This is a genomic window from Roseovarius pacificus, from assembly GCF_900142665.1.
In the GTDB taxonomy this organism is placed as follows: Bacteria; Pseudomonadota; Alphaproteobacteria; order Rhodobacterales; family Rhodobacteraceae; genus Roseovarius; species Roseovarius pacificus.
Map to the genome: position 1 here is coordinate 202,135 of NZ_FRBR01000002.1, position 16,749 is coordinate 218,883.

15 protein-coding genes and 1 riboswitch are annotated in these 16,749 nt (G+C 61.6%); of the genes, 11 read left to right on the forward strand and 4 right to left on the reverse strand.

The features are described from left to right. The first annotated feature begins 39 nt into the window (after positions 1–39). From BUB53_RS06600 to BUB53_RS06650, 11 genes are all read left to right on the forward strand, one after another. Positions 40–906: an AraC family transcriptional regulator gene (locus BUB53_RS06600; RefSeq protein ID WP_073033907.1), complete on the forward strand. Its 867-nt coding sequence runs from the start codon at positions 40–42 to the stop codon at positions 904–906. 99 nt (positions 907–1,005) lie between these two features. Beyond that, complete coding sequence (locus BUB53_RS06605) at positions 1,006–3,957, forward strand: xanthine dehydrogenase family protein molybdopterin-binding subunit (RefSeq protein WP_073033908.1); 2,952 nt, start codon at positions 1,006–1,008, stop codon at positions 3,955–3,957. After that, the gene (locus BUB53_RS06610; protein WP_073033909.1) at positions 3,954–4,781 is read left to right on the forward strand and encodes an FAD binding domain-containing protein; all 828 of its coding nucleotides are present in this window, start codon (positions 3,954–3,956) and stop codon (positions 4,779–4,781) included. Before BUB53_RS06605 ends, BUB53_RS06610 begins: the two co-directional genes overlap by 4 nt. Continuing rightward, positions 4,769–5,278 (forward strand): (2Fe-2S)-binding protein, encoded by a 510-nt coding sequence (locus BUB53_RS06615; RefSeq protein WP_073033910.1) that lies wholly within the window; start codon positions 4,769–4,771, stop codon positions 5,276–5,278. The genes BUB53_RS06610 and BUB53_RS06615 overlap by 13 nt, the downstream gene beginning before the upstream one ends. Next, complete coding sequence (locus BUB53_RS06620) at positions 5,271–6,812, forward strand: AMP-binding protein (protein WP_073033911.1); 1,542 nt, start codon at positions 5,271–5,273, stop codon at positions 6,810–6,812. The genes BUB53_RS06615 and BUB53_RS06620 overlap by 8 nt, the downstream gene beginning before the upstream one ends. A 24-nt stretch (positions 6,813–6,836) precedes the next feature. Further along, the gene (locus tag BUB53_RS06625; RefSeq protein ID WP_073033912.1) at positions 6,837–7,640 is read left to right on the forward strand and encodes an enoyl-CoA hydratase/isomerase family protein; all 804 of its coding nucleotides are present in this window, start codon (positions 6,837–6,839) and stop codon (positions 7,638–7,640) included. A 25-nt stretch (positions 7,641–7,665) separates the two neighbouring features. Then, positions 7,666–8,838 (forward strand): ABC transporter substrate-binding protein, encoded by a 1,173-nt coding sequence (locus BUB53_RS06630; protein ID WP_229709484.1) that lies wholly within the window; start codon positions 7,666–7,668, stop codon positions 8,836–8,838. A gap of 20 nt (positions 8,839–8,858) precedes the next feature. Beyond that, the gene (locus BUB53_RS06635; RefSeq protein ID WP_073033913.1) at positions 8,859–9,743 is read left to right on the forward strand and encodes a branched-chain amino acid ABC transporter permease; all 885 of its coding nucleotides are present in this window, start codon (positions 8,859–8,861) and stop codon (positions 9,741–9,743) included. Continuing rightward, the gene (locus BUB53_RS06640) at positions 9,736–10,761 is read left to right on the forward strand and encodes a branched-chain amino acid ABC transporter permease (RefSeq protein ID WP_073033914.1); all 1,026 of its coding nucleotides are present in this window, start codon (positions 9,736–9,738) and stop codon (positions 10,759–10,761) included. Before BUB53_RS06635 ends, BUB53_RS06640 begins: the two co-directional genes overlap by 8 nt. After that, entirely contained in the window at positions 10,761–11,501 is a 741-nt protein-coding gene (locus BUB53_RS06645; protein ID WP_073033915.1) for an ABC transporter ATP-binding protein, read from the forward strand. Before BUB53_RS06640 ends, BUB53_RS06645 begins: the two co-directional genes overlap by 1 nt. Positions 11,502–11,505: 4 nt before the next feature. Then, complete coding sequence (locus tag BUB53_RS06650) at positions 11,506–12,204, forward strand: ABC transporter ATP-binding protein (RefSeq protein WP_229709483.1); 699 nt, start codon at positions 11,506–11,508, stop codon at positions 12,202–12,204. Positions 12,205–12,538: 334 nt separating this feature from the next. Here the strand turns inward: BUB53_RS06650 and nrdF are convergent, their stop codons facing one another. From nrdF to nrdH, 4 genes are all read right to left on the reverse strand, one after another. Next, positions 12,539–13,519: a class 1b ribonucleoside-diphosphate reductase subunit beta gene (gene nrdF / locus BUB53_RS06655; RefSeq protein ID WP_073033917.1), complete on the reverse strand. Its 981-nt coding sequence runs from the start codon at positions 13,517–13,519 to the stop codon at positions 12,539–12,541. A gap of 74 nt (positions 13,520–13,593) precedes the next feature. After that, positions 13,594–15,726 carry a class 1b ribonucleoside-diphosphate reductase subunit alpha gene (gene nrdE, locus BUB53_RS06660; protein WP_073033918.1) on the reverse strand — a complete coding sequence of 711 codons (2,133 nt, stop codon included), beginning with the start codon at positions 15,724–15,726 and terminating at the stop codon, positions 13,594–13,596. After that, entirely contained in the window at positions 15,708–16,136 is a 429-nt protein-coding gene (nrdI, locus tag BUB53_RS06665; protein ID WP_073033919.1) for a class Ib ribonucleoside-diphosphate reductase assembly flavoprotein NrdI, read from the reverse strand. Before nrdI ends, nrdE begins: the two co-directional genes overlap by 19 nt. A 4-nt stretch (positions 16,137–16,140) precedes the next feature. Beyond that, a complete protein-coding gene (gene nrdH, locus BUB53_RS06670) occupies positions 16,141–16,362 on the reverse strand; it encodes a glutaredoxin-like protein NrdH (RefSeq protein ID WP_073033920.1) in 222 nt (73 codons plus the stop codon). Positions 16,363–16,464: 102 nt separating this feature from the next. Continuing rightward, a riboswitch (cobalamin riboswitch) is annotated at positions 16,465–16,658 on the reverse strand. Positions 16,659–16,749 lie beyond the last annotated feature (91 nt).

The window sequence follows — 16,749 nt, forward strand, 5'->3', positions numbered from 1 at the left end:
CGCAAGTGTCCTTCAGCGGAGGGAGATCGGGGGAGGGCCATGTCCGACGCGTTGCGGATCAGAACAGGCGAATTCGGCCGTGTTGCCCTGCTCGACATGGATCGCTCGCTGGTGCGCCATGCCCATCCGCATTGTCATGTGCTGCTGAAGGTCGATGGCGCGGACACGTCCTTTCTGGTTGGTGACGAGGTCGCCCCCCTGACCGACGACAGCGCGGTTTTGATCAACGCCTGGACGCCGCATGCCTATGTCCACCGGCAGAATGCGCCCCGGACGATCATTCTTGCCTTGTATATCGAACCCTCGTGGCTGGCGGGGTTTCGCCCCAACTGGGCCGCGAGCGCAGGTGCGGGGTTCTTCGGGAAGACGATCGATGCGATCACACCGGCTATCCGCAAGCAAACCATGGATCTTGCGGCGAGCATGGTGCATACGCCCACCGCGATAGCAGAACATGAAAGCCAGCTTGGCGAGCTCATGATCGCGGTCATCGAACGGTTCACCGAATGGCGCTCGGTCGGCGACAGCCTGCGCGACGCCGCGCGCAACCAGAACATAGACTGGCGCGTTGCCAAGGCCGTCAGCGAATTGCGCCGCAACCCCGGTGGCGTGACGAATATCGACAGCCTTGCGGACACCGCGGGCATGAGCCGCGCGAATTTCTTTCGCGTCTTTGAAAGTTCGACAGGTGTTACTCCCCGCGTCTTTCTGAACATGATCAGAATCGAGCGCGCGGTGAGCGCGGCGGTGACCAGCGATATCAGTTTCGGTGCGCTGTCGGATACGCTCGGGTTCACCACCCAGGCGCATTTCACGCGCTTTTTCCGCGATCATTCCGGTGTCACCCCGTCGAGCTTCCGCTCGATTTCCCGGCTTGGGAATGTGTCGGGTTTCCTGCGCATTTGAGACTCCTCGGTAAATTCTGCGCTCCCTGACAATCGGTTTCCGTCCTCTCACTGCCTAACCTCTCTTCCAATGACATGACGGTCTTGGAGGAGGGCCCCGATGGCGAAGGATGTGCCGCATCAGCCGATGCCGCGGCTGGAGGACGCGCCGCTTCTGACGGGGCGCGGGCAGTTCTTTGACGATCTGCCGGTGCCGCATGGCACGCTTTATGCCGCCATTCTGCGCAGCCCGCATGCCCATGCGCGTTTGCGCGCGATCCATGCGGATGCGGCGCGCGGCCTTGCCGGTGTGCATTCGGTTCTGACCGGGGAGGATTATGCAGGGGTTGCGGCCCCGCTCATGGTCGGGGTCAGGCTTCCGATCGAATGCTGGCCGATTGCGCGGCACAAGGTTCGCTACGCCGGCGAGCCCGTTGCCGTCGTTCTTGCCGGAGACCGCTATATCGCCGAGGATGCGCTCGATCTGATCGAGGTGGATTACGACCCGTTTGCGCCCGTGCTCGACCCGGTCGAGGCGCTCGACGCGGATGCGCCGGTTCTGCATGACGAGATGGGCGGCAATCTTGGATCGGACCGGCAGTTCACCTATGGCGATCCGGGCGCGGCCTTTGACGATGCAGAGCATGTGGTGGATATCTCGGTGCGGTATCCGCGCAATTCCTGCACCCCCATCGAAACCTATGGTGTTCTTGCCCAATGGGAGCCGCATGGCCAGTCCTTTGACATCACGGCAAATTTCCAGGGGCCTTTCTCGATCCATCCGGTGATCGCACGGGCCTTACAAGTGCCGGGCAATCGCCTGCGCCTGCGGACGCCCGAGGATTCGGGCGGCAGCTTTGGGGTCAAACAGGGCGTGTTTCCTTATATCGCGCTGCTGGCTGCATGCGCGCGCCTTGCGGACCGGCCCGTGAAATGGGTTGAGGATCGGCTGGAACATCTCACGGCATCCGTCTCATCGACCAATCGCGCGATCACGCTGCGGGCGGCGGTTCGGGGCGATGGCCGGATCACCGCGCTCGATTACGATCAGGTCGAGGATGTGGGGGCCTATCTGCGCGCGCCGGAACCGGCGACGCTGTACCGGATGCATGGCAATCTGTGCGGTGCCTATGACATCGCGAACCTGTCGGTGCGCAACAGGATCGTAATGACCAACAAAACGCCGACGGGGTTGAACCGCGGCTTTGGCGGGCCGCAGATATACTTCGTGCTGGAACGGCTGATGCAGCGTATCGCGGCGGAACTGGACCTCGATCCGGTCGAGGTGATCCGGACGAACCTGATCCCGACGGATGCATTCCCCTACAGGACCGCCAGCGGTGCGACCTATGACTCCGGCGATTACGTCAGGGCTTTTGAACAAGCGTTGAAAGACGGGCGGTATGATGCGCTTGTGGCGCGCCGGAACGAGAGGCGCGCCGAAGGCCGGATGTATGGTATCGGATTGTCGGTTGCGGTCGAACCCTCGGTGTCCAACATGGGGTATTTGTCGACCGTGCTGACGCCTGAAGAGCGCGCCAGATCGGGCCCCAAGAACGGCGCGCAGTCGAGTGCCACGGTCCATATCGACCCGGTGGGCACGATCACCGTGCAACTCGATTCCGTACCGCAGGGCCAGGGGCACAAGACCGTTGCCGCAGGGATCGTTGCCGAGCGTTTCGGGCTGTCGCCGGGCAATATCAAGGTCGTCGCCGCGCTCGATACCTCGAAAGATGCCTGGTCCATCGCCGCAGGCAATTACGCCAGCAGGTTCGCGGCGGCCTCGGCCGGGGCTGTGTGCATCGCGGCGGATCGCCTGCGTGACCGGCTCGCGTGGATCGCGGCGGCACAATTGAACGTGGTGCCGGACGATCTGCGGTTCGAGGGGGGCAGGATTTTCGCGGCCGGCAATCCCGATGCGGCGCTTCCTTTCGCGCGTGTGGCCTCGGCGGCCCACTGGGCTCCGGCGACATTGCCGGAACTCGATGGTTCGCCGATCCGGGAAACAGCCATCTGGACGGCCCCCGAACTGAGCGCGCCAAACGAGGCGGACGAGATCAACTCGTCGCTGTGCCATGGGTTCATCTTCGATTTTTGCGGGGTCGAAATCGACCCGATCACCCACGAGGCGCATATCGACCGCTACGTGAGCATGCATGACTGCGGCACGATCCTGCACGAAGGCATGGTGGAAGGCCAGATTCGCGGTGCCTTTGCCCATGCAATCGGCGCATCGCTTTATGAAGAATACGCCTATGACGAGGACGGGGCGTTTCTTGCGGGCACATTCGCGGATTATCCCGTTCCGACGGTTCACGAGATCCCGGATCTGGAAATCTACCATATCTGCACCCCCTCTCCGGTAACACCTCTCGGGGCGAAAGGCGTGGGCGAAGGCAATTGCATGTCGACACCGGTTTGCGTGGCAAACGCGGTTGCAGATGCGTTGCGTCCCGGTTGCGGAGAGGTCGATCTGGTGCTGCCGCTGATCCCCGCACGGATCGCAGGATTCCTGCAAGACGAGCCCAGGGCGCCCGAGGGCCAGGAAAAGCGCCGGGAGACCGGCGGCAAGGGGCTGTCCGGGACGGGGCAGGCGCGCGTCGATGCGGCCCCGCAAGACATCTGGGATCTGTTGATGGATGCCGACCAGCTTGCCGCGATCATTCCCGGCGCGCATGGGGTGAAGCGCCTGTCGCCAACGCGGTTTTTGGCGGATGTCACGCTTGGCGTGGGCCCGGTGAAGGGGCGTTACCGCGTGGATGTGGCGCTGTCAGATCTGGACGAACCGCGTTCGGCGGTTCTGACCGGCAAGGCCAGCGGCGCGCTGGGTACGGGCATGGGGGAGGGCAGGGTAACTCTTACACCGGACGACGCGGGCGGCACCCTCATCGGCTATGCCTACGACGCATCGGTCGGTGGCAAGGTCGCGTCCGTGGGCGGGCGCTTGCTCGACGGGGCGGCAAAGATCGTCATTGGACAGTTCTTTTCGGCACTGGGCCGCAGGGCAGGCGACCCTACACACCGTCAGGGAATCTTCGCGCGGCTGCGCGCGCGGTTGGGAGGTGCATCGTGAAGCCGGCACCGTTCGATTATATCCGCTGCGACAGTCTGGACGAGGCCGCCGGCCTGATCTTCGAGACAGGTGACGAGGCCCGCGTGATCGCTGGCGGTCAGTCTCTGATGGCGATGCTCAACATGCGTCTTGCACGGCCTTCCGTGTTGATCGACTTCATGAATGCCGAAGAAACACGCAGGGTCGAGACCGGCAAGAACATGTTGCGGATCGGTGCCGGGGTCCGTCAGGCAGAGTTGCTGGCGCGCAAGGATCTGGCTGTGCTCAATCCGCTTCTTGCGAAGCTGCTGCCCTGGGTCGGGCATCCGCAGACACGCGCCCGCGGAACGATCGGCGGTTCGATCGCCCATGCGGACCCGTCGGCTGAAATCCCGCTCGCTCTGTGTGCGCTCGACGGCAAGGTGGTTCTGCGTAAGGGCCGAAAGCTGCGCCGTGTCGGCGGTGCGGAGTTTTTTCTGGGGATGATGCTCACCGACAAGGCCGAGGACGAGTTGATCGAGGCGGTCGAGTTCCCCGATCTGCCCGCCGGAAGCGGTACGGGGTTTGGCGAGGTCGGTCGCCGCAAGGGCGATTTCGCCATCGTTGCCTGTGCCGCTGTCGTCACGAAATCCCGTGTCCGCCTGGCCGTTGGCGGGGTCAACGACACACCTGTGGTCAAGGATTGGGATGCGCTTGCCCCCGAGGACGAGGCGGAGGCGCTCAATGCGCTGGCGTGGTCGCTCGATGCGCGCGGCGATCTGCATGCAACGGCCCGGTATCGTCGCGATCTGGTGCGTGGCCTTGGCGCCCAAGTGTTGAAGGAGGCCCGCGCATGCGCCGGTTAGATGCCAGGCAAACCCATGTGATACGGTTTACGCTGAACGGGCGTGCCGTCGAAGCGCACTGCTCTCCGCGCATGCTGCTCAGCGATGTGCTGCGCGGTGAATTGGGGGCGACCGGAACGCATGTCGGCTGTGAACACGGTGTTTGCGGCGCGTGCACCGTGCGGATCGACGGAATGATGGCGCGTAGCTGCCTGACGCTTGCCGTTCAGGTCGAGGGGGCAACCGTCGACACGGTCGAAGGCGTTGCCCCGGCGCCGGGCCGTCTCTCGGTGCTGCAAGACGCATTCCGAAAACATCACGCACTGCAATGCGGGTTCTGCACGGCGGGGATCGTGATGTCGCTCGACACGTTGCTGCGCGACGCGCCCGACGCCGATGAGGCGCGCATCCGCGATGTGCTTTCGGGGCATCTGTGCCGCTGCACCGGCTATCACGCCATTGTTCAGGCCGCGCTTGAGGCGGTCGAAACTTTGCGGAAGGAAACCGACCATGCTTGATCTCGGACGCTCTCTTGTCGCGAGCGTGTCCCGCGCGCCCGATGCGCTTGCCCTGGTCGATGGCGATATCCGCCTGACCTACGGCGAATGGTACGGTCAGATTTCGGCCCTGACGCAAGGGCTTGCGGATATGGGCCTGAGACAGGGCGACCGTATCGTAACGGCGCTTCAGAACAACCGTGCCGCAGCTTCGGTTCACTGGGCCTGTCAACTCGCGGGGATTGCAATCGTGCCGGTCAACTGGCGCGCGACACCTGACGAGCTTGGCTTTTACGTCGCCAACAGCGATGCGCGCTCGATCATATTCGACGCTTCCAGCGAAAAATCGGTCCGGGAGGCGGAGGGCGTCACGGGCCTGCCGAAGATCGCCTATGGTATCGCGGTCGAGGGCGCCACGTCATTTGACGATATCGTCATGCAATCCGCACCCGATGCGACACCGCAAGCCAGCGCCGAAGACTGCTCGGTCATGCTTTACACGAGCGGGACGACGGCCAGACCCAAGGGCGTGCCGCGCCGCCATCGTGCGGAACGTGCGGGCGCCGTGGCGCATGTCGCGCAAAACATGATGCCGATGGGCGACACGACCCTTGGGGTGATGCCGCTCTATCATACGATGGGCGTGCGGTCGCTTCTTGCGATGACATTGCTGAACGGGACTTTCGTTTGCCTGCCGCGTTTCAGTTGCGCCGATGCCCTGAACCTGATCGCGAAGGAACGGATCGGCAGCCTCTACCTTGTCCCGACGCTCTATCATGACCTGATCGATCATCCCGATTTCGAACGAACCGACCTGTCGTCGGTGAAGCGTCTCGGTTTTGCGGGGGCGTCGATGACCGAGGGCCTGCTCAAACGCATCAATGCCGCGTTCAGGCCCGATCTGTTCGTGAATCATTACGGCTCGTCGGAGGTTTATACCTTTTCGATCGAACAGGATGCGGTTGCAAAGCCCGGCTCTGCCGGCAAAGCCGGGCTCAATCAGCACTTGCGCGTGGTTGCAATGGGGGCGGGCGATCCCGATGCCGTCCTGCCCCGGGGCGAAGAAGGCGAGATTATCGCGACACTCAGCGGCGACGAGGCTTTCGAAGGGTACTGGAAACGCCCCGAGGCCAACGAGAAATCGCTCTGCAGGGGATGGTTCTTTACCGGCGATTGCGGCCATTTCGATGCCGATGGCGATCTGTTCGTCACCGGGCGGGTGGATGACATGATCATCACCGGCGGCGAGAATGTCTCGCCGGTCGAGGTCGAAAGCTGTCTTTCCATGCATCCCGGTGTGGCGGAGTGCGCCGTGGTCGGCCTGCCCGACGACCGCTGGGGCAAGATCGTGACCGCGTTCATCAAGCGGCGGGGCGATGTGACCGCTGAAGAACTCGACCTCCACTGTCGTACCTCGGCCCTTGCCAATTTCAAGCGCCCGCGCCGTATCGTTTTCGTTTCCGATCTTCCGAAATCACCGGTGGGCAAGTTGCTGCGCCGCGAACTGGTTGCGGGAAACTTCACCCCTGAACACGAACAAGCCACAGCGAAATAAGCTGTTCAAAAGGAGACTGCATTCATGACCAACCCCTATTCAGACCTGCCCCTGCTGGCCGAGCCCGATGGGTTTCGCATCGAAGTCAATGCCGACCGCGAGCGTGGCGACATCGTGCTGGAGCGCCCGCCAATGAACGTGATCTCCATGGGCCAGCGCGATCAGTTGCGCGCCGCCTTCGAAGCGCTCGATGCAGACGATCGTGTGCGCGTGATCGTATTGCGTGCCGAGGGTGAGCATTTCTCGTCGGGCGGTTACATTCACGGATTTCTCGATGCGTCCCCCGAGCATGTAAGCCACCTGGCCGACAACGTCGCCGCGCCGTGGCGCTGTGCCAAGCCGGTGATCGCGGCGAACAAGGGATATACCTTTGGCGTTGGTTTCGAGATTTCGCTCGCTTGCGATTTCCGGATCGCGGCCAAATCCACGCGCTACGCCTTGCCCGAGCAGAAACTCGGCCAGATCCCCGGCTCGGGCGGTTCGGCACGCCTGCAGGCCATTGTCGGGCTGGCGCGCACCAAGGATGTCGTGATGCGTTCGCGCCGGATCACCGGCCAGCAAGCGCATGACTGGGGCATTGCCGTCGAGCTGGTGGAGGATGACGCGCTCGAACAGGCCACCGCCGATCTGGTCGACGAACTCCGCAGTTTTTCGCCCATGGCACAACGCACGGCAAAGAAACTGCTCAACGACAGTGAAAACGCGACGGTCGCCATTGGCATCGAACTCGAGGGCCATTGCTACAGCCGCCTGCGTCAATCCGAGGATTTCGCGGAGGGCGTCAAGGCTTTCCACGAAAAGCGGAAACCGACTTTCGTCGGCCGCTAATCAAAGTTCACAGGGAGGAACTACAATGACTATCAAAGGACTGATGACAACCGCAGCCTTGACCGCGCTTTTCTCGGGGTCGGCCATGGCCCAGGACGATCCGATCCGTATCGGTGTCGTCACCCCGATTTCCGGCACCTATGCCGGTATCGGCCAGCAGGTGACCTGGGGGCTCGACATGGCCACCGAGGAAATCAACGAAGCGGGCGGCATCATGGGCCGTCAGGTAGAACTGATCTACGAGGACAGCGAGGCCAACCCTTCGGTCGCCGTGCAGAAGGCCGAGAAACTCATGACCGCCGAAAACGTCGATTTCCTCACCGGGACGGTGAACTCCGGCGCGACTTTGGCTGTCGGGCAGGTCGCCGAGCGGGCGGGCAAGCTTCTGGCCACGACCGTGTCCTTCTCGGACGCGATTACCGGCGACAAGTGTTCGCCCAACGTGTTCCGGGTGAATGCGCGTGCGGGTCAGCAATCGGCCGCGCTTGCCGCATGGATTCAAAAGGAAAAGCCCGGAGCTAAGGTGTTCTACCTCGGGCCGGACTATGAAATGGGACGGTCCACCGTGGCCGCGTTCAAAAGCAACGCCGAGAAGGTGGGCGCCAAATCCACAGGAGAGGTCTTCGCCCCGCTCGATGCCAAGGATTACAGCCAGTATTTCGGGCATATCCGCGCGGCTCAGCCCGAAGTGCTGTACACGTCGGTGGCTGGCAACGACACCGTGCGTCTCTTTACCCAGATGAAGGATTTCGGTGTGCGTGACGGCCTGACCATTCTTGGCGCATCGGGTACGGTAACCAGCCAGAACATCGGCGCCATCGGCGACGCGGCCGAGGGCTTCATCACCGGTGTGGGGTATTCCACGTTGATCGACACGCCCGAGAATGCGGCATTCGTCGAGGCGTTCAATGCCCGCAACGGGGCCGATCCGGATCTTTACGGTGCGGACAGCTATGGCTTGCTCTTTGCCTACAAGAAGGCGGTAGAGGCGGCTGGCGGCACAGGAACCGATGAGGTTCGCGCCGCCCTTGAAGGGCTCGAATGGCAGACGCCGCAGGGTGTGAAATCCATCCGTGCGGGGGATCATCAGGCGGTGCAGCCGATGTATGCCGTGCAGGTCAAAGACGGAGCTTTCACCATCGCCGACACGATCGACGGCGAAGCGGCGATCGGTCCCGACACATGTGAACGTTTCTGAGCGGGGCGCGGAGAGAACGCATGGCGGATTATCTGCATTTCGTTCTGGCGCCGCAGATGCTCAATGGCCTGGCGCTGGGGATCTCCGTGATCCTCGTGGCGCTGGGCCTCACGATCATCTTCGGTTTGCTGGATGTCATCAATATGAGCCATGGCGAGTTTTACGCCGTGGGCGCCTATGGCGCGCTGGCGCTGAGCCTTACGGGGCTCAACTACTGGGTTCTCATCGCGCTGGTCCCGATCCTGATGCTGCCTTTGGGCGTCATCACGGAACGCTGTCTGATCCGTCGGGTCTATGACGGGGCAGACCGGCATGTCTCGACATTGCTTTTGACCTTCGGGCTAGGGCTGATCGCTGAGGATGTGCTGAAAATTCTCTTCGGGCCGAACACGCACCGGCCCGAAAACCCGCTTCCGGGCGCGACCGATCTGCTCGGGGTGTATATCCCGACCTATCGGCTTTTCCTGATCGGTATCGGGGCGGCGGTGATCCTTGCGGTCGCTTTCGTCACCTATCGCACGCGGCTCGGCGCGATCGTTCGGGCCGCTTCGTTCGACCGCAACATGGCGGCGAGTCTCGGCGTTCGCGTCGGCTGGGTCTATTCCGGGGCCTTTGCGTTTGGCGTGGCTCTGGCAGGGCTTGCAGGGGTTTTGCTTGCGCCTGTTTACTCAGTCTTTCCCACGATGGGGCGCGACTTCATCCTCATGGCCTTCACGGTGGTGATCGTCGGCGGCATGGGGTCGATCTGGGGCGCCGTCATCGCGGGAATTCTGCTTACACAGGTTCAGGCGATCTCGAGCCTCGTCATCTCGCCCGTCTGGTCCGATCCGATCGTCTTTGGCGTGATGGTCGTTGTGCTCATGTTCCGCCCTCAGGGACTGTTCGGGAGGATCGGCCATGCATGATCGCCTGGACATCTCCATGCGGGCTAACCATGTGTTCTTTGCCCTGCTGCTGGTCGTGGCGGTGATCGGCATGGTCCTCGCCGCGGTAACCAACGACGTGTTCTATCTGAGACTCGCGACCGAAGCCCTTATCCTTGGCGGTCTCGCTCTTTCGGTCGATATCCTGCTTGGCTTTGGGGGGCTGTTGAGCCTCGGGCAAGCGCTCTATTTCGGGGTGGGTGCCTATGTTTCCGCTCTGGTTTTGCGCGAAGTGCCGTCCTTCTGGCTTGCGATGGGCGCGGCTATCGCGGCGTCGCTTTTGGCAGGGATCATTGGCGGGCTGATCGCCAACCGGGTCCGCGGCGTGTATTTTGCGCTCATCACCTTCGGTATGGCGCAGGTCGTTGCCAAGGTGGTCTACAACACGCGGGAACTCGGCGCGTCTGACGGGCTGATCGGTGTGCCGGTGCTCGACATTCCGCTCGGGTTCGTCACGATTTCGGCGGGTAGTCCGCTGGCGTTTTTCCTGCTGACCCTGGTGATCATCACGACCCTTTATGCGGCAGTGGCCTATCTGCTGACCACTCCGTTCGGCAGGCTGGTCATTGCCCTCAAGGCCAACGAGAACCGTATCCCGTTTCTGGGCTATTCCACATGGGGACCGAGAATGGTGTCCTATGTGGTCGCTGCGCTCGTCGCGGGGATCGCCGGTGCGCTTTACCCGATGCTGCGCGGCTTCGTGTCGCCGGAGCTGATGTACTTTGCCGCGTCGGGCAATGCCGTCATCATGGTCATTCTCGGGGGGGCCGGGACACTGGTCGGGGCGCTTTATGGTGCGGTCATTCTGACCTTTCTCAAATCGGTCGTGGGCAGCTTTACCGAACACCACCTCATCGTGATCGGCCTGATCTTTATCTGTGCAATTCTCTTCATGCCGAAAGGGCTTGTGGGGCTCGTGAAGCCCAGGGTCGAAACCCGTATGCGCAATTCGGAGCGGCGCCATGCCGCTGCCCAAGCCAGGACGAAAAGAGCGACGTGATGAAACCGATCCTGAACACAGATGCGCTCAGCATCGCATTCGGTGGGCTGAAAGCGGTCGATGCGGTCACCATTGCCGCGATGCCCAACGAGATTACAACGGTGATCGGGCCGAACGGCGCGGGCAAAACGACGCTGTTCAATCTGATCTCCGGTGCGCTCAGCCCCAGCAGCGGTGCGGTGTATCTCGATGGCAAGGACGTTACCCGCGACGGGCCTGCGGCGCTTCAAAGGAACGGGTTGGCACGGTCTTTCCAGATCACCAACCTGTTCTTTGAAATGACCGTGCGCGAGAATCTGAGATTGGCGGCCCAGGTGCTGGAACCTGTTTCGCATGCCTTGCGCCCGCTCCGGCGCACCGGGCGCGCGGCGCAGAAGGTGGACGAGTTGATCGATCGCTTCGAACTTCACGCGAAGACCCACGAGCAGGTTGGCTATCTGAGCCATGGCGAGCAACGCCGTCTTGAGATCGCGATGTGTCTGGCTTGCGAACCCAAGGTTCTCATGCTCGACGAACCGACCCAGGGGATGAGCCACGCCGATACCGAAGAGACGGAAGAGATGATCCGCGGCCTTACGGACAGCGTTTCGATCCTGTTGATCGAACACGACATCGGCATCGTGATGGCAGTCTCGGACCATGTCGTGGTCATGCATCAGGGGCAGAAAATCGCGGACGGCACACCCGACGAAGTCCGCGCCAACCCGGCTGTTCAGGCGGCCTATTTCGGACATGGGTGAGACAATGCTGCATATCAGAGATCTGAACAGTCATTATGGCCTGAGCCATGTGATCCAGGGCATCTCTCTTGACGTCCAAAAGGGTGAAATTCTGGGTGTTTTCGGGCGCAACGGGGTCGGGAAGACCACCCTTCTGAAAAACATCGCGGGCTGGGTCAAGCCAAGCTCCGGTTCGATTCGCCTTGACGGGAAAGACATCGGCGGGAGCGAGCCGGACGCGATCAATCGTGAAGGGCTTGCAATCGTGCCGGAAGATCGACGGATCTTTCCGGGGCTGACGGTTCAGGAAAACCTCGAACTCGGCCTGCTTGGTCTCAAGGGGCCGAAGCCCGTCTCGAAACTCGATCCGGTGCTCGAACGATTTCCGCGGCTGGCGGAACGCGTCAGGCAACCCGCCACGACCCTCTCGGGCGGCGAGCAGCAGATGCTTGCCATGGCCCGCATCATGGTGGCCGATCCCAGGGTGGTCCTGATTGACGAACCCTCCGAAGGGCTTGCCCCGATGATTGTCGCCGAGATTTTCGCGATTGTCAGGGAAATGCGGGATGCGGGCTGTGCCATCGTTCTTGTCGAGCAAAATATTCACGAGGCGCTTGCCGTCTGCGACCGGTTCGTTCTCATCGAACGTGGGACGATCGTGTTCGAGGGTGATGCGGAGGACGAGCCAACCCGGGAAAAGTTGCTTCAAAAGCTCGCAGTATGAAGACCTTGCGCCATACCTCTGCGGGGCCGCTCGAAGTCATTCGACGTGGCCCCGAACAGGGTGAAACGGTGATTTTCCTTCATCATGGTTTCGGTATGGCCGCGTCGGTGCAGGCTGTCAGGGGCATTTTTGCGGTCCACTGGCCTGAACTGTGGTTATCGACCGGGATACATAGCTGGAGCATCCGGGGTTTGGTGGCTCGAGTATGTTCCCCTCTGGGCTTGCTTCATGGAACCGAAGATGCGTTCGGCACACGCGCCCGGCGCGACGCTGTCCTGGCCCCAGCCCGTTCGCACAGCCGTCCACACAGGACGCTGCCATCCCGCCCCGTGATTCAAAAATCCCAATCCTCGTCTTCGGTCGCGACGGCCTTGCCGATCACGTAGCTGGAGCCCGATCCCGAAAAGAAATCGTGGTTTTCGTCGGAATTGGGGGACAGCGCGGCCATGATCGCGGGGTTCACCTTGCAGGCGTCTTCCGGGAAAAGAGCTTCGAAACCAAGGTTTTGCAGGGCTTTGTTCGCGTTGTAGTGCAGGAAATGTTTCACGTCCTCGGTGAGCCCCAGCCCGTCATAGAGCTGTTCGGTATAGCGTGCCTCGATCTCGTAGAGATCGAACAGAAGGGCGAAGGAAAAATCCTTGAGCTCCTGGCGTTCGGCCTCGGGCAGGCGCTCGAGCCCGCGCTGGAACTTGTAGCCGATGTAATAGCCGTGGATCGCCTCATCGCGGATGATGAGGCGGATCAGGTCGGCGGTGTTGGTCAGCCGCGCGCGGCTTGACCAGTGCATCGGCAGATAGAAGCCGGAATAGAACAGGAAGCTTTCAAGGAAAACGCTGGCCACTTTCTTGCGCAGGGGCGAGGCGGTGGCGTCGTATTCATCGAGGATCAGACGCGATTTGGCCTGAAGGTGCTCGTTCTCGGCAGACCAGCGGAAGGCTTCGTCTACCTCGGCCGTCTGGCAAAGCGTTGAAAACACGGAAGAATAACTCCGTGCATGGACCGCTTCCATGAAGGCGATATTGCTTAGCACCGCTTCTTCATGCGGTGTGATCGCATCCTCCATCAGGGTCGGTGCGCCGACGGTGTTCTGGATCGTGTCGAGCAGTGTCAGCCCGGTAAAGACCCGGATGGTCAGCTGTCGTTCGTCGTCGGTCAGTTGCGACCAGCTTTGAATGTCGTTCGACAGTGGCACCTTTTCCGGCAGCCAGAAATTGACTGTCAGCCGGTTCCAGACATCGAGATCGATCTCGTCCTCAAGCCGGTTCCAGTTGACGGCGCGGGGGACGGGGCGGGGCGTTTCGGCGAGGTCTTTCATCGGGAACTCCGGGGCAAAAACGGGGGCTGTATCGTGTCGGTATAACGTCGGTATCGCGTCGGTGCGCAATCCGCTCAGAGCGAGCAGGACACGCAGCCCTGAACCTCGGTGCCTTCAAGGGCCATCTGGCGCAGACGGATGTAGTAGATCGTCTTGATGCCTTTCTTCCAGGCGTAGATCTGGGCGCGGTTGATATCGCGTGTCGTTGCCTCGGCCGGAAAGAACAGCGTCAGCGACAGGCCCTGATCCACGTGTTGTGTCGCGGCGGCGTAGGTGTCGATGATCGCCTCGGGGCCGATCTCGTAGGCGTCGCGGTAATACTCGAGATTGTCGTTGGTCATGTAGGGGGCCGGATAGTAGACGCGGCCGATCTTGCCTTCTTTCCTGATCTCGATCTTCGAGGTGATCGGATGGATCGAGGAGGTAGCGTAGTTGATATAGCTGATCGAGCCGGTGGGCGGCACCGCCTGAAGGTTGCGGTTATAAAGCCCGTCCTTCATCACCGCGTCACGCAGGGCGGTCCATTGCGCGCGCGATGGCACCTCGATCCCGGCCTGTGCGAACAGGTCTTTCACGCGGTCGGTTTCGGGCTGCCAGTCACGGGTGACGTATTTCTCGAAGAACGATCCGTCGGCATAGGCCGAATCCTCGAACCCCTTGAAGCTGCGCCCTTTCTCGCGCGCCAGCGCATTCGAGGCGGCAAGCGCATGATAAAGCACGGTGCAGAAATAGATGTTGGTGAAGTCGATCCCTTCGGGGCTGCCGTAATGGATGCGTTCGCGGGCCAGATACCCGTGCAGGTTCATCTGCCCCAACCCGATGGCATGTCCTTCGTCATTGCCCTTGCGGATCGACGGCACGCTGTCGATGGCGCTCATTTCCGATACGGCGTTGAGTGCGCGGATCGCTGTATCCACCGAGCCTGCCAGATCGCCCCCATCCATCGCACGGGCGATGTTCATGGAGCCGAGGTTACAGGAAATGTCGTTGCCCATATGGGCATAGCTGAGGTCGTCGTTGAATTCCGACGCCTCGTTCACCTGGAGAATTTCAGAACACAGGTTCGACATGGCAATGCGGCCCGCAATCGGGTTGGCGCGGTTCACCGTGTCTTCGAACATGATGTAGGGATAGCCGCTTTCGAACTGAATTTCGGCGATGGTCTGGAAGAAGGCTCGCGCGTTGATCTTTTTCTTGCGGATACGCGGATCGTCGACCATCTCGTGATATTTTTCGGTGACCGGGATATCCGAGAACGCGCAGCCGTAGACTTTTTCCACGTCATGGGGCGAGAACAGGTACATATCCTCGTTCTTCTTGGCGAGTTCAAACGTGATGTCGGGAATGACCACGCCGAGGCTCAGTGTCTTGATGCGGATTTTCTCGTCGGCATTCTCGCGCTTGGTGTCGAGGAAGCGCAGGATATCGGGGTGGTGCGCATTCAGGTAGACCGCGCCAGCGCCCTGCCGCGCGCCCAGCTGATTAGCATAGGAAAAGCTGTCTTCCAGAAGTTTCATCACCGGAATGACGCCCGAGGACTGGTTTTCGATCCCCTTGATGGGGGCGCCGTGTTCGCGGATATTGGTCAGCATCAGGGCCACGCCGCCGCCGCGTTTGCTGAGTTGCAGGGCCGAGTTGATGCCGCGCCCGATGCTTTCCATGTTGTCTTCGAGCCGCAGCAGGAAGCAGGACACGAATTCGCCGCGCGCCTTCTTGCCCGCATTCAGGAAGGTGGGCGTGGCGGGCTGGAACCGGCCTTCGATGATCTCGGTCATCAGACGCATCGCCAGCGCCTCGTCGCCGCGCGCCAGGGTCAGCGCCACCATGACGACGCGATCCTCGTAGCGCTCCAGATAGCGCTGCCCGTCCCATGTTTTCAGCGTGTAAGAGGTATAATATTTGAACGCGCCCAGAAAGGATGGAAAGCGGAATTTCTTTTTGTAGGCCGCGTCCCAGATCTTGCGCTGGAAGTTGCGCGAATACTGGTCCAGCACCTCGGGTTCATAATAGCCCTTCTCGAGGAGATAGCCCAGTTTCTCGTCGAGCGAATGGAAGAACACCGTGTTCTGGTTGACGTGTTGCAGGAAATACTGCCGCGCCGCCATACGGTCGGCCTCGAACTGGATGTTGCCCTCGTCGTCATAGAGGTTCAGCATCGCGTTCAGCGCGTGGTAGTCGAGATCGGCGGTTACGCTTGCGTCAAGCATGTCTTGTCCTCTTGTTGAGCCCAGAACCGGGCCAGCCCGTCGCGGATGCGGGCGGTTTCTTCTTCGGTTCCGGCCAGTTCGAACCGATACAGCAGCGGTACGCCGCATTTGTCGGCGATGATGCGGCCCGCCAGGGCGAACTTGTCCCCGAAGTTTCGGTTGCCGCTGGCGATGACACCGCGCAGCAAGGCGCGGGGGGCGGGATCGTTCAGGAACCGGATCACCTGTTTGGGCACCGCACCGCGCCCATAACCGTCGGCGTAGGTCGGGCAGATCAGCACGAAGGGGGAGGTGACCTGCGGCAATGGCGCATCCGCCTCCCGTGGCAGGCGTGTGGCGGGCAGGCCCAGTCTGTCGATCAGGCGCAGGGTATTGCCCGAGGCGCTTGAATAATAGACCAGCCCGCCCATCGGATCAGACCAGCCGACCGATCATGTCGGGGCGAAAACCCGCCCAGTGATCCTCGCCCGCGACGACGACCGGCGCTTGCCGGTAGCCCAACTCCTGCACATGCTCCATGGCTGCGGCGTCTTCGGTCAGGTCGATGATTTCATAGGGCAGCCCCCGCGCATCGAGCGCGCGTGTGGTGGCGGTGCACTGCACGCAGGCCGGTTTGGAATAGACGGTGATGGTCATTGCTCTGTCCCCTTGCATGGTGTTGCGGGCGTTGGAGCGGGGACACGAAACAGGACGCTCTGGAAACGTCCGGTCACGCGCCCGGGCCCTCCGCCCGCGGTCGTCGTTTATGTTGCCCTGGCAGGTCTCCTGGCTTTGCGGCTCTATCGCCTTGGCCCCCTTCCCGATGCTGCCTCGCATCAGTGGTTTCGGGCCTTGGCTTGCCGCTTACAGTTGCGGGGGCAGCGCCGGATTTTCACCGGTTTCCCTCTTCGCCCACGAAGTGACTCGCAGGCACCAAAGCAACACCATATTGATGCCGGGGCCGCAAAACTGTCAATATATAGATCATGGCCGTGGCGAAAAATTTTTGCGGCCCGGCGTCATGTCTGTTTTTTTCCAGCGAAT